This window comes from Bradyrhizobium sp. Kon58 (genome assembly GCF_055807455.1).
The window spans coordinates 256,046-280,336 of record NZ_JBVVOT010000004.1 but is presented as its reverse complement, the minus strand read 5'-3'; the positions used below and the strand labels follow the sequence as shown (position 1 = coordinate 280,336).

Genomic DNA, 24,291 nt, shown 5'->3' with positions numbered 1-24,291 from the left:
TTCCTCTTCGCATCGCAGCATACTGCCGAATGCGTAATATTGCGTCAATGCATGGTTCCGTACATCTACGTGGCCCAGGTGCCCAAACCGGGCTGAATCCACGAGAAAGTGACGTTATTCGCCGCCTGACAGCAGCGAGCCCTGCATCCGGGCGCTGCGCAAAAGAGCAAGGAATGCCCCAAAAGATGCAACCAACAGCACCGCGTTGATGGCCAACGCGCTCAGCATCAGATCGGTCCTGAAGGTGTTTTCGATCAGCAGCGCGCGCATCCCTTCGAACACGTAAGTCGGCGGCAGCGTCCAGGCGATATATTGCAACCAGACCGGCAACACGCTGACGGGATAGTAGACGCAGGCGAGCGGCATGATTCCGAACATCAAGGTCCAGACGATGCTCTCGGCGCCGAGGCCGTTTCGCAGCACCAGGCCGGAGACGAAGATGCCGACCGACCAGCTCGTGAAGATCAGGTTGCAGAAGAACGCGATCAGCGGCACGCCCAGCGCATAAACGTTGAAGTGAAACAGGAACAACGCGAGCAGCGTCATCGGGATGACGCCGATCGCGAGCCGGATCAGGCTCATGATCATCAGCGACAGCAGGAATTCGATCGGCTTCAACGGGCTCATCATGAGATTGCCGAGGTTGCGCGCCCACATCTCTTCCAGGAACGAGATCGAAAAGCCGAGCTGCCCGCGAAACAGGATGTCCCAGAGGATGACGGCGCCGATCAGGGTGCCGCCGGCACGCGCGAAGAAGTTCGCATTCTGCGCGATATAAAGCTGAAGAAAGCCCCAGGTGATGACTTGCAGCGCCGGCCAGTAGAGCAGCTCGAGCAGCCGCGGCCAGGACGACAACAAGAGGTACCAATAGCGCAGGATCATCGCGCCGATGCGGTGGATGGAGATGCCGCGATGGAGGGAGGCCTCACTCATTGCTGCACCGCGTAGCCCGGATGAGCGAAGCGATACCCGGGACCTTGCTGGCGGCGTTCCCGGGTATCGCTTCGCTCACCCGGGCTACGGTCGCAACAAACGGCCTCATTCATCGTGCCGCCTCCTGCGCGCCGTTCACCCTGCCGCGCGCGACGTCCAGAAACACTTCTTCCAGAGTGGTCCGGTTGTAGCGGGCCATGATGGCTTCGGGCGTATCGTCGTCCTCGATACGGCCGCGCTTCATGATGATGACGCGGTCGCAGAGCCGCTCGACCTCGAGCATGTTGTGCGAGGCCAGCAGGATGGTGGCGTTGTTCGCCTTGCGATAACGCTCCAGATGACCCCGGACCCAGTCGGCGGTGTCGGGATCGAGCGAGGCGGTCGGCTCGTCCAGCAACAGCAGCTCGGGCTGGTTGATCAGCGCCTTGGCAAGCGCAACGCGCGTCTTTTGTCCTGCGGAGAGCTTGCCGTTGGCGCGGTCGATGAACTCGGTGAGATCGAGATCGCAGGCGAGCTCAGCGATGCGGTCGGAGAGGTTCTTCACCGCATAGAGCTTGCCGAACACGGTGAGGTTCTGACGCACCGTGAGCCGCATCGGCATGTCGACATAGGGGCTCTCGAAATTCATCCGCCCCAGCACGGAGGCGCTGTCCTCCGGCATTCGATGCCCGAGCACCTGGACCCGACCGGAGGTCGGTAGCACCAGGCCCATGATCGTCGCGATGGTCGTGGTCTTGCCGGCGCCGTTGCCGCCCAGCAGCCCGGTGATGCTGCCACGCGGAAGCGAAAAGGAGATGTCGTCGACAGCGCGGGTCTGCTTGTACACCTTGACGAGGTGATCGACCGCGATTGCCGCGGAGAGGCTGCGATCCGCGACAGTCGGCCAGCTTGAAGCCTTGTCATTCTCGGTCATGCTGGGCGTTCTTCTGCTATTGCAGCGGAGAGCGCAAGGCTTGTAATCCGGTGGTTCCGTGAGCCGCGCGCTTGTGATCGAGAAGGCACCGCCCCATTGGCCGAAATGACCGAACTTGCCGCTTCCGACTTTCGCCCCGCGCAGCGGCATATCCGCCTGGATACCATCCTGCGGCTGCGCTGGCTCGCGGTGCTGGGCCAGCTCGCCGCGATCTTCATCGTGGCGCAGGGGCTGGAATTCAACGTCGAGATCGTCCCCTGCGTCAGCATCATCGCGCTGTCGGCAGCGCTCAATCTGGGGCTCCAGACCGTGTCCAATCCGCTGCAGCGGCTGGAGCCGATGCAGGCGGCCGGACTGCTCGCGCTCAACATCGTGGAGCTGGCGGGTCTCCTGTTCTTCACCGGCGGACTCCAGAACCCGTTCTCGTTCCTGTTCCTCGCGCCTGTGCTGATCTCGGCGACCGCGCTGCCGGCCCGCTTCACATTCGGCCTCGGCGTGCTGGCTGTCGCCTGCGCCTCGGTGCTGTTCTTTTTCCATCTGCCGCTGCCCTGGGATTCCGACGATCCGCTGGTGCTGCCGCCGATCTATCTCGTCGGCGTCTGGCTTTCGATCGCGCTCGCGATCGGGGTCACCAGCCTCTACTCGTTCCAGGTCACCGAAGAGGCGCGCAAGCTCGCCGACGCGCTGGCCGCGACCGAGCTGGTGCTGACGCGCGAGCAGCATCTGACCCAGCTCGACGGCCTGGCTGCGGCCGCAGCGCACGAGCTCGGCACGCCGCTCGCGACGATCTTCCTGATCTCGCGCGAGCTGGAGAAGACGGTGAAGGAGCCGAACTTTGCCGCCGACCTGAAGACCTTGCGCGAGCAGACGCAGCGTTGCCGCGACATATTGAGCAAGATCACCCAGCTCTCCTCCACCGGGGCGCCGTTCGACCGCATGAAGCTCTCGGAGCTGATCGAGGAGGTGGTGGCGCCGCACCGCGATTTCGGCGTGGATATCAAGGTGCGCATCGCCGTCGCCATCGTGGCCGAGCCGGTCGGCTCGCGCAATCCGGCGATCCTCTACGGGGTCGGCAACATCGTCGAGAACGCAGTCGATTTCGCCCGCACCACCGTCGAGGTGAATGCGTGGTGGAACAAGGACACGATCGAGCTCGTGATCTCCGACGATGGTCCCGGCATTCCGCCTGACATCCTGAACCGGATCGGCGAGCCGTATTTGTCGCGGCGGCGCAGCCAGGACGAAGGCGGCGGCCTCGGGCTCGGCGTGTTCATCGCGCGCACCTTGCTGGAGCGCACCGGCGCCAAGGTCTCGTTTACCAACCGGACCTTTCCGGACCATGGCGCAGTGGTCCAGATCACGTGGCCGCGAGAGCGTTTTGAGGCTATCGAGACCTTCGAAGAAACAATAGGATAGGCCGCGACCTTGCGTCGCACAACGGGGCCGATCGACTATTGGCGCCCTTGGCACCGCCCGATTGCGCCGCCATATGTAGAAGCGCTGGAGAGAGGACGAAACCTTGAACGCCATCGCCGAACTGAACGAACAGACCGACCGCTCGCTCCTGATCGTGGAGGACGACAAGCCGTTTCTGGAGCGGCTGTCGCGCGCCATGGAAACGCGCGGTTTTGCCGTGACGTCATGTGACACAGTCTCGGACGGTCTGGCGCAGATCGGCAAGGCGGCGCCCGCATTCGCCGTGGTCGATCTGCGGCTCGGTGACGGCAACGGTCTCGACGTGGTCTCGGCGCTGAAGAAGAAGCGCCCCGACGCCCGCGCGATCGTGCTGACCGGCTATGGCAACATCGCCACCGCCGTCACCGCGGTGAAGATGGGTGCGGTCGATTATCTCTCGAAGCCCGCGGACGCCGACGACGTCGTCGCGGCGCTGCTGTCGACCGGGTCGGACAAGTCCGAATTGCCGGCGAACCCGATGTCGGCCGACCGCGTGCGCTGGGAACACATCCAGCGCATCTATGAGATGTGTAACCGCAACGTCTCGGAGACGGCGCGGCGGCTGAACATGCATCGGCGCACGTTGCAGCGGATTTTGGCGAAGCGCGCGCCGCGATAACGGCGTCGCGGATCATTGCGTAGCCCGGATGGAGCGAAGCGCAATCCGGGACAGCCGTTCCGTATGCGCAAATCCCGGATTTCGCTTGCGCTCCATCCGGGCTACGGACTCACTCCCAAAACTCCGCATGCCCCTGCGGATCGACCAGCCGGTTGATCCGCAATGCCGCCGCCATCGCGAACCGCACCGTCATCTGCTTGCGCGTGGCCGCAGCGAGCTTGTGCTCGGGCGCCTCACACTGCAGGTGCGCGCCATAGGCGTCCGCGATGATCAGGCCGGTATCTTGCGGAAAGATCTCGCAAGGCAGGTCCTGCGTGAAGGCGAAGAACAGCCGGTCGCAATGCGCCCGGTATTCGTGCCATTTCTGATCGGCGCGCAAATCCTCCACCGACGATTTGATCTCGACGATCCAGATCTCGCCCCGCTCGTTCAGCGCGACGAGATCGGCGCGACGCCCGGAGGGCAGCGGCAATTCGCTGATGCAGGTGAAGCCGAGCGAGCGCAACAACCGCGCCGTGCCGCGCGCGATCGCCAGCGCCGTTTCCGACTGACGGCGGTCGGGCGGCGGCACGATGGCAATGCGGGCGGGATGCTCCATGGCGACAGGATAGCCTATTCCGTCATCACTGTCGTCCCGGCGTAGGCCGGGACCCATAGCCACAGGGCGGCGTTTGGCAAAGATTCGTGGTTCGGTACTTCTACCAACCCCAATCGATAGATCACGCGGTATGGGTCCCGGCCCCCCGTGCGCAATTGCGCACTAGGCCGGGACGACTCTATAGGTGGGAACCTGACCTTCCCAAAACACTTATCACGCAGCCGCCGCACCTCGGCGGGACCACCGAGGCTGCGCGCGCATGATTGACGATCTCTGGTACAAGAACGCCATCATCTATTGCCTGTCCGTCGGCACCTATATGGACGCCAACGGCGATGGCATCGGCGATTTCAAGGGCCTGTTGCGCCGGCTCGATTATCTGCACGGCCTCGGCATCACCACGATCTGGCTGATGCCGTTCCAGACCTCGCCCGGCCGCGACGACGGCTACGATGTCGCGGATTATTACAGTGTCGATGCCCGCTACGGCACGCTCGGCGATTTCGTCGAGTTCACCCATGGCTGCAAGCAGCGCGGCATTCGCGTTATCATCGATCTCGTGGTCAACCACACCTCCGACCAGCATCCCTGGTTCAAGGCGGCGCGGAGCGACAGGAATTCGCCCTACCGCGACTGGTATGTCTGGTCCGACAAGAAGCCGGCCAACGCCAATCAGGGCATGGTGTTTCCCGGCGTTCAGAAATCGACCTGGACACGCGACAAGGAAGCCGGCGCCTGGTACTTCCACCGCTTCTACGATTTCCAGCCGGATCTCAACACCTCGAACCCGAACGTGCAGGCCGAGATCCTCAAGATCATGGGCTTCTGGATCCAACTCGGCGTCTCGGGCTTTCGCATGGATGCCGTGCCTTTCGTCATCGCGACCAAAGGCGCCAAGGTGAAAAAGCCGGCCGAGCAGTACGACATGCTGCGGACGTTTCGTGAATTCCTGCAATGGCGGCAGGGCGATGCCATCATCCTCGCCGAGGCCAACGTGCTGCCAAAGACGGACATGGAATATTTCGGCCGCGATGCCGACCGCATGCATATGATGTTCAATTTCCAGGTCAACCAGCATCTGTTCTATGCGCTGGCCTCGTCCGATTCCCGCCCGCTGGGGAAAGCGCTGAAGGCGACCAAGCCGCGGCCGGCCTCGGCGCAATGGGGCTTGTTCCTGCGCAATCATGACGAGCTCGATCTCGGCCGATTGACGAAGGCGCAGCGCGACACCGTGTTCAAAAGCTTCGGTCCTGACAAGGACATGCAGCTCTACGACCGCGGCATTCGCCGTCGCCTGGCACCGATGCTGGGTGGCGACCGCCGGCGGCTCGAGCTCGCCTACAGCCTGATGTGCACACTGCCGGGAACGCCGGTCATCCGCTATGGCGACGAGATCGCGATGGGCGATGATCTTTCGCTCCCCGAGCGCAATTGCGCGCGCACGCCGATGCAATGGTCGACGGAGCCGCATGGCGGCTTCACCACCAGCGACAAGCCGGCTTTGCCCGTCATCGACGAAGGACCGTACGGCTATCCGCACGTCAACGTCGCCAAGCAGCGGCGCGATCCCAACTCGATGCTGAATTGGACCGAGCGCATCGTCCGCATGCGCAAGGAGGTGCCGGAGATCGGCTGGGGCGATTTTTCGATCATCGCGACGCGCGATCCCGCCGTGTTCATCATGCGCTACGACTGGCGCAACAATTCCGTGCTGTTCGTGCACAATCTCGACGAGAAGCCGCGCGAGATCGCGTTCTCGGTGGGGCTACCGGGCGAGGCCGGCGCGCACCTGATCAATCTGCTCGCGGAGGACCACAGCCACGCCGACAAGCGCGGCCAGCACCGGGTCGTGCTGGAGCCTTACGGTTATCGCTGGTATCGCGTCGGCGGATTGGATTATCTGTTGAAGCGGAGTGACATCGACAAGACGGTGCGGGGGAACAAGCATCCGGGGTAGGTGCGACCACACACTCCGTTGTCGTCCTGGCGAAAGCCAGGACCCATTACCCCAATGGTTCATTGTCGTACGAAGTGATAACCACGATCTTCGCCAAACTACTCCCTGGGGTAATGGGTCCTGGATCTGCGCTTCGCTTGTCCAGGACGACGGCTAAGATGGCGGAGTAACGATCACCCCCTCATTGCCGCGCAAATCCAGCACGCCTTCGAGCCGCTCCCCCTCTCGATCCAGGAACGTCGACAGCAGAATCTCGCTGCCGAACTTGATCGCGCTGGTGGTGACCGGGATCGGCTCAGGGCCGAGATTGAGCACCACGATCACCGCCCTGCCCTCGGCCTCGCGGCGGTAGACCAGCAGATCGCCTTGCGCCGCGATCGGATGATAATCACCCGCGACCAGCGGCGGAGACCCCTGCCGCAACGCGATCAGGCGCTTGTAGAGCGTCAGGATCGAACGTGAATCGGCCTCGAGATCGACGACGTTGTTGCGGATGTGATCCTCCGGCAGCGGCAGCCATGGCCTGACATCCGAGAAACCGGCGAAGTTGGAGGAATCCCACTGCATCGGCGTACGGCAGCCGTCACGGCCGACTCCGATGCCAGGCACATTCTTCTCGAAGGGATCGCGCACGAACTCGGGAGCGATCGCGAGCTGATGCATACCGATCTCGTCGCCGTAATAGAGCGTCGGCGTGCCACGCAGCGTCAGCAGCAGCATGGCGGCGATTCGGGCCTGCTCCGGCCCGACACGGCTTGCGACGCGTGGACGGTCATGATTGCCGAGCACCCAGTTCGGCCAGGCGCCCTTCGGCAGCGCCTTCTCGTAATCCTCGACGATCTTCTCGATCGAGCGCGCGCTCCAGAAGGTCGAGAGCAGCGCGAAATTGAACGGCATCTGCGCGCCAGTGAGGTCGTTGCCGTAATAGGCCATCAGGCGATGCAGCGGCAGATAGATCTCGCCGATCAGGACGCGGGCAGCATAGGCATCCGTGACGCGGCGCATCTCGGCGATGACGTCGTGCACCTCCGGCTGGTCGGTTGAATATTGCGTGAGGATCGTTTCGTTGGGCGGCCGGCCCTCGACATAATGCGGATTTTGCGGGTTGTCGCGGAACTCGGCGTCCTTGATCAGGTGCCAGATCACGTCGACGCGAAAGCCGTCGACGCCCTTCTCCAGCCAGAACCGCATCACGTCATAGATCGCCGCGCGGACATCGGGATTGCGCCAGTTGAGATCCGGCTGCTGGGCGAGGAAGGCGTGATAGTAGTACTGACCGGTCGCCTCGTCGAACTGCCACGCGCTGCCGCCGAACTCGGACAGCCAATTGTTCGGCACGCCGCCACCCTCGGCCGGGTCGCGCCAGATGTACCAATCGCGTTTGGGATTGTCGCGCGAGGAGCGGCTCTCGACGAACCAGGGGTGCTGGTCCGAGGTGTGGTTCGGCACGAGGTCGAGGATCAGCTTGAGGCCATTGTCATGCGCGGCGGCAAGAAGCGCATCGAAATCCGCCATCGTGCCGAACAGCGGCTCGATCCCGGTGTAATCGGAAATGTCGTAGCCGAAATCGGCCATTGGCGAGGGGAAGATCGGCGACAGCCAGATCGCATCAACGCCGAGCGATTTCACATAAGGCAGCCGCTGCAAAATGCCGGCGAGATCGCCGACACCATCGCCGTTTGAATCCTGAAAGGAGCGCGGATAGACCTGATAGAAGATGCCGTCGCGCCACCAAGTGCTGCCGCCCTGAGCCATGCGGGAAATCCATCCAAAAACTGCTTGTCGCGCGGGAGAACGCGGAAGGAGCGCCCCGGTTCAAAACAGCAGGCGAATTGGGACGGCCGTGTGACGATGTCCGCCGCTGTTCCCGAGCCCCGGGACAAATCTTTTGCTTGGCGGCATGGCAAAAATCGGCATTGTGGCGCCATGACCGAGCAAAACGAGACACAAGCCGAGGCAGGTGCGAAGGCGGGCGCGATCATCGTCCCCGTGACGCTGTTCGAGCAGAATTGCACCATCATCTGGGACGAGCCCTCCAAGAAGGCCGTGGTGATCGATCCCGGCGGCGACGTGCCGAAGATCCTGGACGCCATCAAACAGACCGGTGTCACCGTGGAGAAGATCTGGCTCACTCACGGCCATATCGACCATGTCGGCGGCGCGGCTGAACTGCGCGAGGCGCTGAAGGTACCGATCGAGGGCCCGCATGTCGCGGACAAATTCCTGCTCGACAACGTGGTCGAGAGCGGCGCGCGCTTCGGCATGAGCGGGGTGCGCAATTTCGAGCCGGACCGCTGGCTCGACGAAGGCGACAGCGTGGCGATCGGCGATCTCCACTTCGAGATCTATCATTGCCCCGGTCACTCGCCCGGCAGCGTGGTGTTCTTCAACAAGGACTTGCGTTTCGCCCATGTCGGCGACGTCCTGTTCGCGGGCTCGGTCGGACGCACCGATCTGCCCGGCGGCAGTCATGCGACCCTGATCGACTCGATCAAGACCAAGCTGCTGCCGCTCGGCGACGATGTCGGCTTCATCTGCGGCCACGGCGCCGGCTCGAGCATCGGCCAGGAGCGGATGACCAACCCGTTCGTCACCGGCGAGATGTGAGCGCCTATTCCGCGGCGTCTGCGAACGCTGCGGGCTGGCTCAGGTTGCGGTCATCCCAGTCGCGGATCGCAGCGACGACGGGCACAAAACTCCTGCCTTATCGACGCGACGGCTTGACCTATTTCATCAATCCCGCGGCCGTGAGCGCGCGCGTGATGATCTGGCCGAGATCGAAGCCGCGGGCGTCCTCGCGCTTCGGCTCGGCCGTCCCTTCGGCGACCGCGGCGCGGATCGAGCGGGCCAGATGCGGCGCGGACGAGCGGGCCGGCGGCGGCTTTGGCTCGGCCTTCTTCGCCGCGTCGGGAATCCAGCCGGTGAGGCCGAAGAATTTGGCGATGTGATAGGACGAGGAGATGCCGGCCTCGATCAGGAACGCGCCTTCCACGCCATAGCGCTGGTCGTTGTCGGCCAGGCCGAGCGGCGTCCCGTGGGCCATGTCGGTGATGGCGTAGGACTCGACGAGGGTCTCGCCGTCCTTGTTCCACCAGGCCTGGCGCGGATAGCCGTCGACGTTGGTTTCGGCCATCGGCGCCTCAGGCAGATCGTGCAGGTCGAGCCATTGCTTGACGATCTCGTTGGCATTGCCGGGATTGACGGTGCGATCGGCGCTGCCGTGCCACACCGAGATCCTGGGCCAGGGCCCGCGGTGATCCGAGGCCCGCCGCACCAGATCGCCAAGTTCGCGCGCCGGCCGCTCCGGGGAATGAAACATGCCGTCGAGCGCCTCGCGCAGATTGGTCGCGATGCCGTAGGGAAGTCCCGCAATGACCGCGCCGGCCGCGAAGACTTCGGGATAGGTCGCGAGCATCACCGACGTCATGCCGCCGCCGGCCGACAGGCCGGTGATGAAGATGCGCTTGGGATCGACGCGATGCGTCTCGATCATGTGCGCGATCATCTCGCGAATCGAGCACGCCTCGCCGCTGTCCCGTGCCGTGTCTTCCGGATTGAACCAGTTGAAGCAGGTGTTGCTGTTGTTGACGCGCTGCTGCTCGGGCATCAACAGCGCGAAGCCGTAATGCTCGGCGAGCGTCGACCATCCGGCGCCGAGGTCGTAGCCTGCCGCCGTCTGGCCGCAGCCGTGCAGCACGACGACGAGCGCACGCGGCTTCTGCAGTTGCGGCGGCACGAACGCGAACAGGCGCAGATTGCCGGGATTGTCGCCGAAGCCCGTAACCTCTTGCAACGGACTGGAGGCATCGGCGCTCCGGCCAAAGTCGGGGAAGCGCAATCCGTCCAGCTTTGGCAGACGTCTCAAGAGGTCGACATTTCTGGTTAACGACACGGCAACTCCTGGCAGGCGACGTTCAACGTCCACCCAAACCAAATAGTTGCTGCAGCGCAAAATAAAAAGACCGTGTGCTGTCGATGATGCGCTAAATCGCAGGGAAACCTGCAGAAATCCGCACGTATTAACCGCAATGCCTCAACTTCGTGCAGATGCACGGCGCATCCACGCCAGGAATGCGGCGCAGATCATGATTAATGTCACAAACAGCGCGAGCGAGACGAGAAATCCTGCGCGCGCTGATTGCACCGCTTCGGCGGCAAAAAACACGGCGCCTATTGCGGCCACTCCGGCCGCATTTCCAATCTGCGCCGTGGTGCCGTAAACGCCGGAGGCAGAACCTGCGGCCACAGGCTTCACCGTCGAGAGCACCGCGCCGGACAGCGGTGCCATCACCAGCCCCTGACCGTAGCCGAACACGATCATGGTGAGCGCGACCAGGAGCGCGGACGGCGCATCGACAGAGAACGCGACAAGCGCAAGCGCCGCGAGACCCGCGATCTGAAGCGCGCAGCCTTCGATCAGGACCCCGGTGCCGCGATGGCGCGCCCGTGCGCCGCTATGGCGCGAGGCCACGACGAAAGCGAGCGCGAGCGGAATGAAGGCCATGCCGGCCGCGAGCGGCGGGATTTTCAGCCCTCGCTGCATGAACAGCGTCATGACCAGATAGAACGAGAGATTGGCAGAGAAGAAAAAGAACGCCGCGCCGAGGCCGCGCAGGAAAGCGGCGTCCGCCAGCAGCGAGAGATCGATCAGCGGCATGCCGCCGGCGCGTGCGACCGCATGCTCCAGCTTCGGGAACGCCAGGAGAATCGCGGCGCCGATCGCCATCACCAGCCACAGCCACGGCGCCCAGCCGACATCGTGACCGAGCAACAGCGGACCGATCATGCACAACAATCCGGCGAACAGAACGATGCTGCCCGCGATATCGAGCCGCGTGCCGGCGCGGTGCGGCACCGAGGGCATGATGCGCCAGGCCGCCACCGCGATGACGAGACCGCACGGCACATTGACGAAGAACACCGAGCGCCAGCCGGTGCCGGCGAGATCGACCGTGACCAGGAGACCGCCGAGCAGAAAGCCCGCGGCACCCGCGAGTCCCAGCACGATGCCGTAGATGGCGAACGCGCGGTTGCGCTGTTCGTCGGTGAACAGGAGATGCAGCGTCGCCAGCACCTGCGGCACCATCAGCGCGGCGGAAGCACCCTGCGTCAACCGCGCGACGATCAATTCCGCACCGGATTGCGCCAGTCCGCACCACAGCGACGTCAGGGTGAAGCCGAGTAGGCCAGCCAGGAACACGTTCCTGGTGCCGTGAATGTCGCCAAGCCGGCCGCCGGTGACGACCAGCGTGGCATAGGCGATCAGGTAGATCGCGATGACGGATTCGATCTGGGCCGGCGACGCCTTCAACTCGACCGCGATGGTCGGAATGGCGACATTGACCACGAAGGCATCGACACCGAACATGAACTGGGCGGCGACCACGATCGCCAGCACCCACCAGCGACGCGACGTATCGAGAGGCTTTGTGACGGTTTGATGCATCGGCGCGCGACCCTTCGGATGTCGTTGCCGATGATCTCAGACCCCATGCGGCGCCGCGATTACCTCGAAGGTAGGATCCCCGCGCGCTCCGCCTTTCTCCACGTGCCCGGGAGAGGGAGACGACACACGCATGGCTGCATTCCGCCGTGCGGGACATCGCGCGATTGCGTTCGCTGCCTTCAGCACGTAGCTTCGCGCCACAAACAAACAAAAAATGTAAGTTGGAGAGAACGCCATGGCGCGCCTGAAGTTCGGAGCCTTCCTTGCCCCGCATCATCCGATCGGGGAGCATCCGATGCTCCAGTTCCGGCGCGATCTCGACCTGGTCGAGCAGTTGGATAGCCTCGGCTATGACGAGTTCTGGTGCGGCGAGCATCATTCCTCCGGCTGGGAGATGATCGCCTCGCCGGAAATGTTCCTGGCTGCGGCCGGCGAGCGCACCAAGCGCATCAAGCTCGGCACGGGCGTGGTGTCGCTGCCCTATCACCATCCCTACAACGTCGCGCAGCGCATGGTGCAGCTCGACCACATGACCGGCGGCCGCGCCATCTTCGGCTCCGGTCCCGGCGCGCTCGCCTCCGACGCGCATACGCTCGGCATCGATCCGATGACGCAGCGCGACCGCCAGGACGAGGCGATCGGGGTGATCCGCCGTCTCTTCAATGGCGAGCGCGTCACCGCGAAGAGCGACTGGTTCACCATGAACGACGCCGCGCTGCAGCTCCTGCCGTTGCAGGAGGAGATGCCGTTCGTGGTGGCCTCGCAGATCTCGCCCTCGGGCATGACGCTCGCCGGCAAATACGGCATCGGCATCATCTCGCTGGGTTCGATGACGACGCAGGGGCTGATGTCGCTGCAGCAGCAATGGCAGTTCGCCGAGGACGCGGCGAAAAAGCACGGCACCAAAGTCGATCGCGCGAACTGGCGCGTGCTGCTGACCTGGCACATCGCCGAGACCCGCGAGCAGGCGCGCCGCGAGGCCGGCGCCGGGCTGATGCGCTGGCACAACGAATATAATGTCGGCACGCTGCAACGGCCGGGCCTGACCGCGTTCGCCTCACCCGACGAGGCCGTGGACAAGACCGCTTTCGTCGACGGCGCGGCCTCCGTCATCGGCACGCCCGACGATCTCGTCAAGATGATCAAGAACGTGATGCAGGTGTCCGGCGGAATCGGCGCCGTCATCGGCTTCGTGCACGACTGGGCCAATCCGGAGAACACGCGCCGGAGCTGGGACATGGTCGCGCGCTACGTGGTGCCCGAAATCAACGGCTACATCGACGGCTTGCGCAAGTCGCAAAAATTCGTGATCGAGAACCGCGCGATCTTCGAGCGTGCGGGCCAAGCCGTGATGGCCAAGATCATGGAAAACGAGAAGGCCGCCGAGGCGCTGAAGGTGACCGGCGCGGGCCGCGTTGCGATTCCGGCCGTCAATGCACCGGATTTGCAGAAGGAAGCGGCGAAGCGATAGGTTGGGGGCCCGCCCGGACCTCGGCGAACGCCTCGTCCTTCGAGACGACCGCTCCGCGGTCTCCTCAGGATGAGGCTAAGCGGCACCGGAGTCCGTTGAAACTGCTGCCGCACACTCTGTCCTCATCCTGAGGGCCCGCCAAAGGCGGGCGTCTCGAAGGATGGCCGCAGCAAAGCACCGCCGCATCAGCGCACCCGGATTGTGTTATGTTGGGTTCAGCCAACCGGAGCAATCGTCATGTCGATGCAGAATGTGGCCGCGCCTGCGCTCGGCTTCACTCCGCCCAAGCGCAACGAGCTGACACATATCCCCGGCGACGAAGGCTGGCCGATCATCGGCAAGACCTTTCAGGTGCTCGCCGACCCCAAGGGGCATATCGAGGCGAACGGCTCCAAATACGGCCTGGTCTATCGCACGCATTTCTTCGGCGAGACCAATGTCGTGCTGCTTGGCCCCGAGGCCAACGAACTCGTGCTGTTCGACCAGCAAAAGCTGTTCTCCTCGACCCATGGCTGGAACAAGGTGCTCGGCCTGTTGTTTCCGCGCGGATTGATGCTGCTGGATTTCGAGGAGCACCGGCTGCACCGCAAGGCGCTGTCGGTCGCATTCAAGTCCGGACCGATGAAATCGTATCTGGGCGATCTCGACCGCGGCATCGCCGCCCGCGTCGCGCAGTGGAAGGCAAAGCCGGGCGAGATGCAGCTTTATCCGGCGATGAAGCAGCTCACGCTCGATCTCGCCGCCGCGTCCTTTCTCGGCGCCGATATCGGGCCGGAGGTCGACGAGATCAACCGCGCCTTCGTCGACATGGTCGCCGCCGCCGTCGCCCCGATCCGCCGACCGCTGCCCGGCACGCAGATGGCGGCCGGCGTGAGGGGACGCAAGCGCATCGTCACTTATTTCCGCGAGCAGATTCCGCTGCGACGCGGCAATCACGGCGGCGATGACCTCTTCTCTCAGCTCTGCCGCGCAACCCACGAGGACGGCGCGCTGCTGTCGGAACAGGACATCATCGACCACATGAGCTTTCTGATGATGGCGGCGCACGACACGCTGACCTCGTCGCTGACCTCGTTCATCGGCGAGCTCGCGGCAAATCCCGACTGGCAGGACAAGCTTCGCGCGGAAGTCATGGCGCTGGGGCTCGCCCCCGATGCGCCGAGCAGCTTCGACGATCTCGAAAGGATGCCGCTGTCGGAGATGGCGTTCAAGGAAGCACTGCGGATCAAGCCGCCGGTGCCCTCGATGCCGCGCCGCGCCATGCGCGATTTCACTTTCAAGGGTTTTTCGATTCCGGCCGGCACCGCGATCGGCGTCAATCCGCTCTATACGCACCACATGAAGGACATCTGGCCGGAGCCGGAGCGCTTCGATCCGCTGCGCTTCACCGAGGAGGCCCAGCGCAACCGCCACCGCTTCGCCTGGGTTCCGTTCGGCGGCGGCGCGCATATGTGCCTCGGCCTGCACTTCGCCTACATGCAGGCCAAGTGCTTCGCGCGGCACTTCTTGCAGAACATCGAGGTGTCGCTGGAGCCGGGCTACAAGCCGGACTGGCAGATGTGGCCGATCCCGAAACCGCGCGACGGCTTGCGGGTGCGGGTGAAGGCGGTGTGAGCATCGCTCTCGTAGGGTGGGTTAGCCGAAGGCGTAACCCACCTCTTTGGTGTCAGCAGTGACAAAAGTGGTGGGTTACGCTTCGCTAACCCACCCTACAGCTTCGTCGCCCGTGGCGCCTACGCCCCCTGATCGAACGCCTTGCGCAGCGCCACGTAGCCCTGCTGCTGCTGGTTCCAGTTGCGGCCGCCGGTCATCGCGCCGTCGATGACGAGGTCATGGCCGTTGATGAAGCTGGATTCGTCGCTGGCCAGGAACACCGCTGCGTGGGCGATGTCATCGGGCAGGCCGGCGCGCGGGATCGGCTGCGCGGTCTTGTAGACCTCGCGCATCACCGCCGGCGTCTTCTCCGCCGCGTCGGTCGAAAGCCCGAGCGCCTTGCCGAAAATGCCGGTCGCGATCGCGCCGGGCGAGATCGAGTTGACGCGGACGTTGGATTCGCCGAGCTCCATCGCTACGCATTTGGTGAGGTGGATCACCGCCGCCTTGGCCGCACCATAGACCATCGACGACGAGAAGCCGGCGAGACGGCCGGCGATGCTGCCATTGTTGATGATGCTGCCAAAGCCCTGCTTCTTCATTTGGGGAGCGGCGTGCTTCATGCCGAGCATGACGCTGCGCACCAAGGTCGCCATCGCCGCGTCGAAACGCTCGACCTCGAGGCCTTCGATGCCGCCGGTCTGCGCCGGGCCGCCGGCATTGTTGAACAGGCAGTCGATGCGGCCGAATTTGTCCACCGCAAGCGCGATCAGCGCCTGCATCTGCGCTTCGACCGTCACATCCGTCTGGCGGAAGACGCAATTCGCCCCGAGCTGCTTCGCCAGCGCCTCGCCTTCCGGTATGCGCCGGCCCGCGATCACAATTTTGGCACCTTCGGCAACGAAGACTTCTGCAGTCCGCAACCCGATCCCGCTCGTCGCGCCCGTGATCACCGCGACCTTGCCATCCAACCTGCCCATGGAATGTCCCTGTTTTCGAACCCCTTGATGCCAAATGGCGGACACCGATCGACGACGGCGCCGCGACGGTTGGCGCCGCAGCAGGCACTATTCCTGCCGGCTTCCGACAAGGCAAGCTTTGCTTGGGGCCGGCGACATGCGTAACATTCCTGGCGACCGCTCGATTGTCGAACGCGTATCGCCACCGGATCGCGCATGGGGAAGCTGATCGACGAATTCCGCAAGGGCTGGCAGGGCGTGGCACCGCCATCGCTCGGCTTGAGCCTTGCGTTTGCGGTCGCCTGCCTGCTGGTTGCGACGCTGGCGCGCTGGGCTCTCGCCCATGTGCGGCCCGACGTCTATTTCACGCCTTATTTCCCGGCCGTATTCTTTGCGGCCGCGTTCGGCGGCTTCCGCATCGGCATCATCACGGCGCTAGTGGGCGGCGTGCTTGGCGTCGTCGTGAATTTTGGCGATGCTCTTGCCGATAACGCGCGATTCGCCCTGCTGGCGCTCTATTGGGCGGTCAGCGCCCTCACCATATGGGGCGTCGAGCATTATCGCTCGCTCCTCGTCGAGCAGCGCCGGATTTCCAGACGCCTGATCGAGGAGGAAGACTATCGCAAGCTGCTGGTCGACGAGCTCCAGCACCGGCTGAAGAACAAGCTGTCGACGGTGCATGCGGTGCTGCATCAAGTGTTGCATGATCAGCCGCAAATCTGGGCCCGGATCGATCCGCGGCTGCGGTCGCTTGCCGCGACCGACGATTTGATCTCGCGGATCGACAAGGCCGGCTGCGACATTCGCGACCTCCTGATCTCCGAGCTCGGCCCTTACGGCCATGTCCGCTTCACGCTCAACGGCGACCGGCTGTTCCTGCCGCCGAAGCTTGCGGTCACACTGTCCCTGATGTTTCACGAGCTCGCCACCAACGCAGGCAAATATGGCGCGTTCTCCGCGCCACGCGGGTTGTTGCAGGTGTCATGGACCGTCAGCGACGACCGCCTGACCGTGACCTGGGATGAAACCGAGGGCCCGAGCGTCGACAAGGTCTCCGAGCCGGGTTTCGGCACCAAGCTGTTGAAGTCGGCGCTGTCGGCCTTCGACGGCAAGACGGAGGTCTCCTATCTCAGGACCGGACTCCATTGCACCATGCAATGCCGTATCCCCAAGGACGGTTAGACACGGCGAAAACGAAAGCCGTTCGGGCGCTTCGTTCGCGGTTTCGCCGGACGCGTTGACGCCCTGTTAATGACGATGGGCTGCGCGCGTCGCATCGCCGCAAAACACCACCGTAATTCTCCGGACCCCTTAACCAAACTTAAGAGGGAACTGCGCAAGATCGCGGCCATTGCAAAGGCGCGCTGAAACAACAAGATTCATGACTTCTATGAACGACAACAAATATTCCGGCGCGGGCGAAGCCGAACTCGGATTTCTCAAGGAAATCGTTAGAATGCTGCCTGCCGGCCTGACCGTGCAGGACGCGCAAGGCGAACTTCTCCTGGTCAACGATGTCGCGGCCGCCCAGCTCGGCATGGACGGCAGCCGCCCCTCGCGCGATCTCGCGCCCCGCCAGGAAGCCTGCCGGCAGGCTCTGAGCTCCGGCCGTGCGGTCGTCGCCGAGGAAGCGCTCCACGACGGAGCCGCACGCCAGGTGCTGCTGACCACCCACCGTCCGGTCCGCTTCGACGGACGCGAGCTGCTGATCTCGGCCTCCTCCGACATCACCGAGCAGAAGAATTTCGAGGACCAGCTGTTCCGCTCGGCCTATTTCGACGAGCTGACCGGCCTGCCCTCGCGGCGCGTGATCGAACATCGCGCCACCAGCCTGCTCGCGCAGGGTCGCGCCGGCGAGCGCTTTGCGCTCGCCTTTCTCGACGTCGACAATTTCAAGCACATCAACGACTATTACGGCCACGCGGTGGGCGATGCCCTGCTGGTCGAGCTGTCGAAGCGGCTTGGACGCGGCTTGCGCGAGTCGGACATGCTGTCGCGCATCTCCGGCGACGAATTCCTGCTGCTGCTGTCACCGATCCAGAGCCAGGAGGAAGTCGCCGAATTCATGCAGTCGACGCTGGAGCGGCTGACCGCACCGTTCTTCATCGACAATTCGGAAGTGTTCGCCTCGACCTCCGTCGGCATCAGCCTTTATCCCGATCACGGAAGCAGCTTCGAGACACTGCGTCAGAACGCCGACATCGCGATGTACCGCATCAAGAATGACGGCAAGGGATCGGCGGCCTTCTTCGATTCCAGCATGGAGCGCGAGGCGCTGGCGCGGATGAAGATCGAGCAGTCGTTGCGGCAGGCCATCCTGGAGAAGCGCTTCTGCTGCGCCTTCCAGTCCAAGGTCGACATCCGCACGCAGGAGGTGAAGGGCATCGAGGCGCTGGTGCGGCTGCGCGACGATGAGGGCGTGATCCAGGCGCCCGGCTCGTTCATCAATCTTGCCACCGAACTCGGGCTGATCGACGAGCTGACCCATCTCGTGCTCGCCGAGATCGTCAAGTCGATCGACCTGATCAACGAGACGTTCGGTGCGGAAGCGACCATCAGCATCAACGTCGCGGCCAAGCAGGCCGGCAACCCCGAATTCATGCGCAGCTTCGCCCAGGCGCTCGACGACACCGGCTTTCCGCAGCGCTTCATGATCGAGGTGACGGAAGACGCCTTCGTCGCCAAGAATCATTTCCAGGCCGAGATCCTGCCGATGTTCCGCAAGCTTGGCGTCGCCATCTCGATCGACGATTTCGGCACCGGCTATTCGTCGCTCTCGGCGCTGGCCGACATCACCGCGGACGAGATCAAGATCGACCGCTCCTTCATCACCGATATCCATAAGCGCCCGCGCAACCAGGGCATCCTGCGCGCGATCGAATCCCTGAGCGAAGCGCTCGGCATGACCGTGATCGCCGAAGGCATCGAATCCTACGAGGAGCTCGCCTACCTCCAGGCTGCGACCAAGATCCGGTACGCGCAGGGCTATTATTTCTCCCGGCCGATCTTCCTGGAGGAGCTGAAGCTCGCAACGCCGATCTCCAGCGAAGCACGCGCCAGCGTCACAAACCGCTCGACGCAACAGAACCGGCAGGGCTATTCCCGCGCGAACGGATATCGGCGGTAACCCCTCGCCGTTCATTACTTTGCAAAGCCTGAGCAACCCGTTCCACGGGTGAGGTCGACAATTGCATCTGCCGATTTCCTCGGCAGAAGCGATCCGGCGCGGCCGGGCCGGGACAATGTCACACATGCCCGTCGCGTGGTCCGCCGGAAGGTGGAATTGCAATGTCCGCACGGTTATGCAAATCGCTAGGGTCAAAGAATTCATCAGGAGGGACCACCGTGCGTCGATCGCTCATCTTAGCAACCACCATCCTCGCCCTCGCCGCGGGCACCTCCGCACAGGCCGACGATCTCAAGGTCGCGCTGATCTACGGCAAAACCGGTCCGCTCGAAGCCTATGCCAAGCAGACCGAGACGGGCCTGCAGATGGGTTTTGAATACGCCACCAAGGGCACCATGACGCTCGACGGGCGCAAGATCGTCGTCATCACCAAGGACGACCAGGGCAAGCCGGATCTCTCCAAGGCCGCGCTCGCGGAAGCCTATCAGGACGACAAGGCCGACATCGCGATCGGCACGACCTCGTCGGCCGCGGCACTCGCGATCCTGCCCGTCGCCGAGGAGAACAAGAAGATCCTGATCGTCGAGCCCGCGGTCGCGGATCAGATTACCGGCGAGAAGTGGAATCGCTACATCTTCCGCACCGCGCGCAACTCGTCGCAGGACGCGATCTCGAACGCGGTCGCGATCGGCAAGCAGGGCGTCACCGTCGCGACGCTGGCGCAGGACTACGCCTTCGGCCGCGACGGCGTCGCCGCCTTCAAGGAGGCGCTCGGCAAGACCGGCGCGACGCTCGCCGCCGAAGAATATGCCCCGACTTCGACCACCGACTTCACCGCGGTCGGCCAGCGCCTGTTCGACGCGCTGAAGGACAAGCCGGGCCGCAAGGTGATCTGGGTGATCTGGGCCGGCGCCGGCAATCCGCTGGCAAAACTCCAGGACATGGATCCGAAGCGCTACGGCATCGAGCTGTCCACCGGCGGCAACATCCTGCCGGCGCTCGCCGCCTATAAGGGCCTGCCCGGCATGGAAGGCGCGACCTATTATTTCTACGCGATCCCGAAGAACCCTGTGAATGACTGGTTCGTCGCCGAGCACCAGAAGCGCTTCAACGCGCCGCCGGACTTCTTCACCGCGGGCGGTTTCGCCGCCGCGATGTCCGTCGTCGCCGCCGTCACCAAGGCGAAGTCGACCGACACCGAGAAGCTGATCACCGCCATGGAAGGCCTGGAGTTCGACACGCCGAAGGGCAAGATGATGTTCCGCAAGGAAGACCATCAGGCGCTCCAGAGCATGTATCACTTCAAGGTCAAGGTCGATCCGAATGTCGCCTGGGCCGTGCTCGAGCCGGTGCGCGAGCTGAAGATCGAGGACATGGACGTTCCGATCAAGAACAAGCGCTGATCTTTCTTCCTTCACCTCCCCCGCTTGCGGGGGAGGCCGGGAGAGGGCTTTATCCTCTTGGGGTTCTCGCCTGAGGAGGCACCCTCTCCCCACCCCTCTCCCGCAGGCGGGAGAGGGAGCCCACCGTGATCGCGGATACACTTCCAAGCAAACCCGATCGAAACCTCTCATGACGCTCTCTCTCGAAACCCGCGACCTCACCATCCGCTTCGGCGGCCATGTCGCGGTCAACAGCGTCACCTGCAGCTTCCGCCCGGGCGAGCTCACCGCGATCGTCGGCCCGAACGGCGCCGGCAAGACGACTTATTTCAACCTGATCTCCGGCCAGCTCCGCGCATCGAGCGGCAGCATCCTGTTCGATGGCACCGACATCACCCAGCATTCCGCGCCGATGCGGACGCGCGCGGGCCTGGGACGCGCGTTCCAGCTCACCAACCTCTTTCCGAATCTGTCGGTGGAGGAAAACGTCCGCCTTGCCGTGCAGGCCGCCGACGGCACTCACTACGACATGCTGCGGCCCTGGATGGTCCGCCGCGATCTGATCGCCCGCGCCGATGCTATCCTGGATCAGGTCGCGCTCAGCGGCCGCCGCGGCGTCGCCGCGACCGCACTGTCGCACGGCGATCAGCGCAAGCTCGAGGTCGCGCTGATGATGGCGCTCGAGCCAAAGGTGTTCATGTTCGACGAGCCGACCGCGGGCATGAGCATCGACGAGGTGCCGGTCGTGCTGAACCTGATCGCGCAGCTCAAGCAGGACAAGAGCAGGATCATTCTGCTGGTCGAGCACAAGATGGACGTGGTGCGATCGCTCGCCGACCGCATCATCGTGCTGCATAACGGGCAGCTTGTTGCGGACGGTCCGCCTGCCGAGGTGATCGCGTCACCAATCGTGCAGGAAGCCTATCTCGGCGTCGCGCCCAAGACATCTGAAGGGAATAAAGTTGCAGGGGGCGCAGCATGACCGATCTGTTGAGGCTCTCCGGGGTGCACACCCATATCGGCCGCTATCACATCCTCCAGGGCATCGATCTCGCTGTCGCGCAGGGGCAGACCACGATGCTGCTGGGCCGCAACGGCGCCGGCAAGACCACGACGTTGCGCACCATCATGGGCCTCTGGCAGGCCTCCTCCGGCGAGATCAGCCTCGCCGGCGAGCGCATCGAGAGCCGTGCCACGCCCGACATCGCGCGGCTCGGCGTCGGCTACGTGCCGGAGAGCATGGCGGTGTTTTCCGACCTCACGGTGAAGGAGAACCTAGTGCTGGCGGCGCGCGACGGGCCGCTCGACGACGCCCAGCTCGACTGGATTTTTGGCTTCTTCCCGGCGCTGCGCCGGTTCTGGCTATCGCGCGCGGGAAGTCTCTCGGGCGGGCAGAAGCAGATGTTGTCGATTGCCCGCGCCATTATCGAACCGCGCAAGCTCTTGCTGATCGACGAGCCGACCAAGGGGTTGGCGCCCGCGATCGTGATGGCGCTGATCGAGTGCCTGAAGGAGATCAAGCGCAAGGGCGCCACCATCCTGATGGTCGAGCAGAATTTCTTTGCCGCCCGCGAGCTCGGCGACAACGTGCTGGTGATGGACAACGGCACCATCGTCCATCGCGGCGAGATGGCGGCCTTGGCCTCCGACGTGCCGCTGCAGGAGCGGCTGCTCGGGCTGAGCCTGGAGACGCATCAATGACCGAGCTCGCCGCAACCGATCCGCTGCCGAAGCCGAAGCGCGACATCGCGCCGATCCTGCTGCCGTTCGCGGTCGCCCTGCTGATGATCCCGCTGATCGGCTCGCCCAGCACCTGGCTGACGCTGACGGCCGCGAGCCTCGCGATGGGCATGATGATCTTCATCATGGCCTCCGGACTCACGCTCGTGTTCGGCCTGATGGATGTGCTCAATTTCGGCCATGGCGCCTTCATCGCGGTCGGGGCCTATGTCGCGACCCTGGTGCTGGCGCCGTTCGCCGCTTCCCTCCAGGCGGATTCGCTGTGGATCAACCTCGCGGTGCTGGCGCCGGCGGCATTGCTGTCGATGGCGGTCTCCGGCGCGCTCGGCCTGATCGTCGAGCGGGTGCTGATCCTGCCCGTGTACGGCCAGCATCTGAAGCAGATCCTGATGACGACGGGCGGCCTCATTGTTGCGGAACAGACGCTGTATGCGGTGTGGGGGCCGCAGATCATCCCGACGCCGCTGCCGACGTCGTTGCGCGGCTCCTTCATCCTCGGCGACGTTGCGATTGCGAAATACCGCGTGCTGGCGACGCTGATTGGCCTTGCCGTCTTCATCGCGATCCAGCTCGTGCTCAACCGGACCAAGCTCGGGCTTCTGATCCGCGCCGGCGTCGAGAACCGCGAGATGGTCGAGGCGCTCGGCTATCGCATCCGCCGCCTGTTCCTCGGCGTGTTCATGACGGGATCGGCGCTGGCCGGCCTCGGCGGCGTGATGTGGGCGCTGTATCGCGAGCAGGTTCACGCCTCCATGAGCGACGACCTCACCGTCCTGATCTTCATCGTCGTCATCATCGGCGGTCTCGGCTCGATCGGCGGCTGCTTCATCGGCGCGATCCTGGTGGCGATGATTGCCAATTACGGTGGCTTCCTGGTGCCGAAGCTCGCCCTCGTCTCCAATATCCTGCTGATGGTCGCCATTCTGATGTGGCGGCCGCGCGGCCTTTATGCGGTGACCAGCCGATGATGATCCTGTCAGGCGATCCGCCGCGCAGCCGCGTGCTCACGCTCGTTCTCGTCCTCATCATCCTGGCGCTGGTGGCGACGCCGTTCCTGTTCCCCGGGGCGAAGGCGCTGAACGTCGCGGCCAAGATCTGCGTCTTCGCCGCGCTGGTCGCCTCCTACGACCTCCTGCTCGGCTATACCGGCTCGGTGTCGTTCGCTCACACCATGTTCTACGGGATCGGCAGTTACGCGATCGCGATCGCGCTGTACGGGCTGGGCCCGAATTGGGGTGCGGTTGCAACCGGCATCGTGATCGGCCTGCCGCTTGCCGCGCTGCTTGCGCTTGCGATCGGACTGTTCTCGCTGCGGGTCGCCGCGATCTTCTTTGCCATGATCACGCTCGCGGTTGCATCCGCCTTCCAGGTGCTGGCCTCGCAGCTGTCCTGGCTGACCGGCGGCGAAGATGGGCGCAGCTTTCAGCTGCCCGAGCTGCTCAGGCCCGGCACGGTGCTGATCTCCAGGAACGTGCTGGGATTCGAGATCAACGGCCGCATCCTGACCTACTATCTGGTGTTCGCCGTCTCGGCCCTGATGATCCTCGCTTTGCTGCGGGTGGTGAACTCGCCGTTCGGGCGCGTGCTGCAGGCGATCCGCGAGAACCGCTTCCGCGCCGAGGCGCTCGGCTTCCGCACCGTCTTCCACCTGAGCTACGCCAACTGCATCGCCGCACTGGTGGCCGCCGGCGCCGGCATTCTCAATGCATTATGGCTGCGCTATGCCGGCCCCGATACCTCGCTCAGCTTCTCGATCATGCTGGACATTCTCCTGATGGTCGTGATCGGCGGCATGGGCACGATCTACGGCGCGATCATCGGCGCCACCATCTTCATCCTCGCGCAGAACTATCTGCAGGCGCTGATGGGCGTCGCCTCCAAGGCGGCGTCGGAAGCCGGCCTGCCGCTGCTGCCGGGACTGTTGCATCCGGACCGCTGGCTGCTGTGGCTCGGGCTGCTCTTCATCGCCAGTGTCTACTTCTTTCCGACCGGCGTGGTCGGGCGGCTGCGCAATCTCGGCGGCGACAAGAGCGCGGGCGGATCGCATTAACGCGCGATTCATGATGCAGCGCAGCGGCTCGCTGGACACGACTGCGAT

The 24,291-nt window shown here is 64.0% G+C and carries 20 protein-coding genes; 13 read left to right on the top strand and 7 right to left on the bottom strand.

All coding sequences use genetic code 11. The features are described 5' to 3' along the window. Positions 1–114: 114 nt before the first annotated feature. A complete protein-coding gene (locus AC0L20_RS10050; protein WP_473288379.1) occupies positions 115–933 on the bottom strand; it encodes an ABC transporter permease in 819 nt (272 codons plus the stop codon). A gap of 109 nt (positions 934–1,042) precedes the next feature. Then, the gene (locus AC0L20_RS10045) at positions 1,043–1,846 is read right to left on the bottom strand and encodes an ABC transporter ATP-binding protein (RefSeq protein ID WP_027514591.1); all 804 of its coding nucleotides are present in this window, start codon (positions 1,844–1,846) and stop codon (positions 1,043–1,045) included. A gap of 105 nt (positions 1,847–1,951) precedes the next feature. On the opposite strand from AC0L20_RS10045, the gene AC0L20_RS10040 reads away from it, so the two are divergent. Together AC0L20_RS10040 and AC0L20_RS10035 are read left to right on the top strand one after the other, a co-directional pair. Further along, positions 1,952–3,262, top strand: a complete 1,311-nt coding sequence (locus AC0L20_RS10040; RefSeq protein ID WP_247285183.1) for an ActS/PrrB/RegB family redox-sensitive histidine kinase — start codon at positions 1,952–1,954, stop codon at positions 3,260–3,262. 103 nt (positions 3,263–3,365) lie between these two features. Further along, positions 3,366–3,920: an ActR/PrrA/RegA family redox response regulator transcription factor gene (locus tag AC0L20_RS10035; protein WP_007598178.1), complete on the top strand. Its 555-nt coding sequence runs from the start codon at positions 3,366–3,368 to the stop codon at positions 3,918–3,920. A gap of 109 nt (positions 3,921–4,029) precedes the next feature. On the opposite strand, the gene AC0L20_RS10030 is transcribed toward AC0L20_RS10035, so the two are convergent. Then, positions 4,030–4,518 (bottom strand): MmcB family DNA repair protein, encoded by a 489-nt coding sequence (locus AC0L20_RS10030; RefSeq protein WP_473288378.1) that lies wholly within the window; start codon positions 4,516–4,518, stop codon positions 4,030–4,032. Between the two features lie 259 nt (positions 4,519–4,777). On the opposite strand from AC0L20_RS10030, the gene AC0L20_RS10025 reads away from it, so the two are divergent. Next, on the top strand, positions 4,778–6,475 hold the full coding sequence (locus tag AC0L20_RS10025; protein WP_473288377.1) for an alpha-amylase family protein: 1,698 nt from the start codon (positions 4,778–4,780) through the stop codon (positions 6,473–6,475). A gap of 153 nt (positions 6,476–6,628) precedes the next feature. Here the strand turns inward: AC0L20_RS10025 and AC0L20_RS10020 are convergent, their stop codons facing one another. Continuing rightward, entirely contained in the window at positions 6,629–8,230 is a 1,602-nt protein-coding gene (locus tag AC0L20_RS10020; protein WP_473288375.1) for an alpha-amylase family glycosyl hydrolase, read from the bottom strand. Between the two features lie 171 nt (positions 8,231–8,401). Between AC0L20_RS10020 and AC0L20_RS10015 the strand changes: the two genes are divergently transcribed. Then, the gene (locus AC0L20_RS10015; RefSeq protein ID WP_473288374.1) at positions 8,402–9,082 is read left to right on the top strand and encodes an MBL fold metallo-hydrolase; all 681 of its coding nucleotides are present in this window, start codon (positions 8,402–8,404) and stop codon (positions 9,080–9,082) included. A 118-nt stretch (positions 9,083–9,200) separates the two neighbouring features. Here AC0L20_RS10015 and AC0L20_RS10010 read toward each other — a convergent pair whose 3' ends face one another. Together AC0L20_RS10010 and AC0L20_RS10005 are read right to left on the bottom strand one after the other, a co-directional pair. After that, positions 9,201–10,367 (bottom strand): extracellular catalytic domain type 1 short-chain-length polyhydroxyalkanoate depolymerase, encoded by a 1,167-nt coding sequence (locus AC0L20_RS10010; protein ID WP_473288373.1) that lies wholly within the window; start codon positions 10,365–10,367, stop codon positions 9,201–9,203. 141 nt (positions 10,368–10,508) lie between these two features. Next, a complete protein-coding gene (locus AC0L20_RS10005; RefSeq protein WP_473288372.1) occupies positions 10,509–11,921 on the bottom strand; it encodes an MFS transporter in 1,413 nt (470 codons plus the stop codon). Positions 11,922–12,156: 235 nt separating this feature from the next. On the opposite strand from AC0L20_RS10005, the gene AC0L20_RS10000 reads away from it, so the two are divergent. After that, positions 12,157–13,392 (top strand): LLM class flavin-dependent oxidoreductase, encoded by a 1,236-nt coding sequence (locus AC0L20_RS10000; protein WP_473288371.1) that lies wholly within the window; start codon positions 12,157–12,159, stop codon positions 13,390–13,392. A gap of 237 nt (positions 13,393–13,629) precedes the next feature. Continuing rightward, positions 13,630–15,006: a cytochrome P450 gene (locus AC0L20_RS09995; protein WP_473288370.1), complete on the top strand. Its 1,377-nt coding sequence runs from the start codon at positions 13,630–13,632 to the stop codon at positions 15,004–15,006. 119 nt (positions 15,007–15,125) lie between these two features. Here AC0L20_RS09995 and AC0L20_RS09990 read toward each other — a convergent pair whose 3' ends face one another. Then, positions 15,126–15,965: an SDR family NAD(P)-dependent oxidoreductase gene (locus tag AC0L20_RS09990; RefSeq protein WP_473288369.1), complete on the bottom strand. Its 840-nt coding sequence runs from the start codon at positions 15,963–15,965 to the stop codon at positions 15,126–15,128. A gap of 195 nt (positions 15,966–16,160) precedes the next feature. Here AC0L20_RS09990 and AC0L20_RS09985 point away from each other — a divergent pair, with 195 nt between their 5' ends. The 7 genes from AC0L20_RS09985 (at position 16,161) to AC0L20_RS09955 (ending at position 24,243) form a co-directional block, all read left to right on the top strand. Next, entirely contained in the window at positions 16,161–17,126 is a 966-nt protein-coding gene (locus AC0L20_RS09985; RefSeq protein WP_027566067.1) for a sensor histidine kinase, read from the top strand. Positions 17,127–17,334: 208 nt separating this feature from the next. Then, complete coding sequence (locus AC0L20_RS09980) at positions 17,335–19,071, top strand: putative bifunctional diguanylate cyclase/phosphodiesterase (RefSeq protein WP_473288368.1); 1,737 nt, start codon at positions 17,335–17,337, stop codon at positions 19,069–19,071. Positions 19,072–19,289: 218 nt separating this feature from the next. Next, entirely contained in the window at positions 19,290–20,474 is a 1,185-nt protein-coding gene (locus AC0L20_RS09975) for a substrate-binding domain-containing protein (protein WP_247404831.1), read from the top strand. A 169-nt stretch (positions 20,475–20,643) separates the two neighbouring features. Then, on the top strand, positions 20,644–21,435 hold the full coding sequence (locus AC0L20_RS09970; protein WP_473288367.1) for an ABC transporter ATP-binding protein: 792 nt from the start codon (positions 20,644–20,646) through the stop codon (positions 21,433–21,435). Beyond that, positions 21,432–22,154, top strand: coding sequence for an ABC transporter ATP-binding protein (locus tag AC0L20_RS09965; RefSeq protein ID WP_018455863.1), 723 nt, complete (start codon positions 21,432–21,434; stop codon positions 22,152–22,154). Before AC0L20_RS09970 ends, AC0L20_RS09965 begins: the two co-directional genes overlap by 4 nt. After that, the gene (locus AC0L20_RS09960) at positions 22,151–23,161 is read left to right on the top strand and encodes a branched-chain amino acid ABC transporter permease (protein ID WP_473288366.1); all 1,011 of its coding nucleotides are present in this window, start codon (positions 22,151–22,153) and stop codon (positions 23,159–23,161) included. Before AC0L20_RS09965 ends, AC0L20_RS09960 begins: the two co-directional genes overlap by 4 nt. Further along, a complete protein-coding gene (locus tag AC0L20_RS09955) occupies positions 23,158–24,243 on the top strand; it encodes a branched-chain amino acid ABC transporter permease (RefSeq protein WP_473288365.1) in 1,086 nt (361 codons plus the stop codon). The genes AC0L20_RS09960 and AC0L20_RS09955 overlap by 4 nt, the downstream gene beginning before the upstream one ends. Positions 24,244–24,291: the final 48 nt, after the last annotated feature.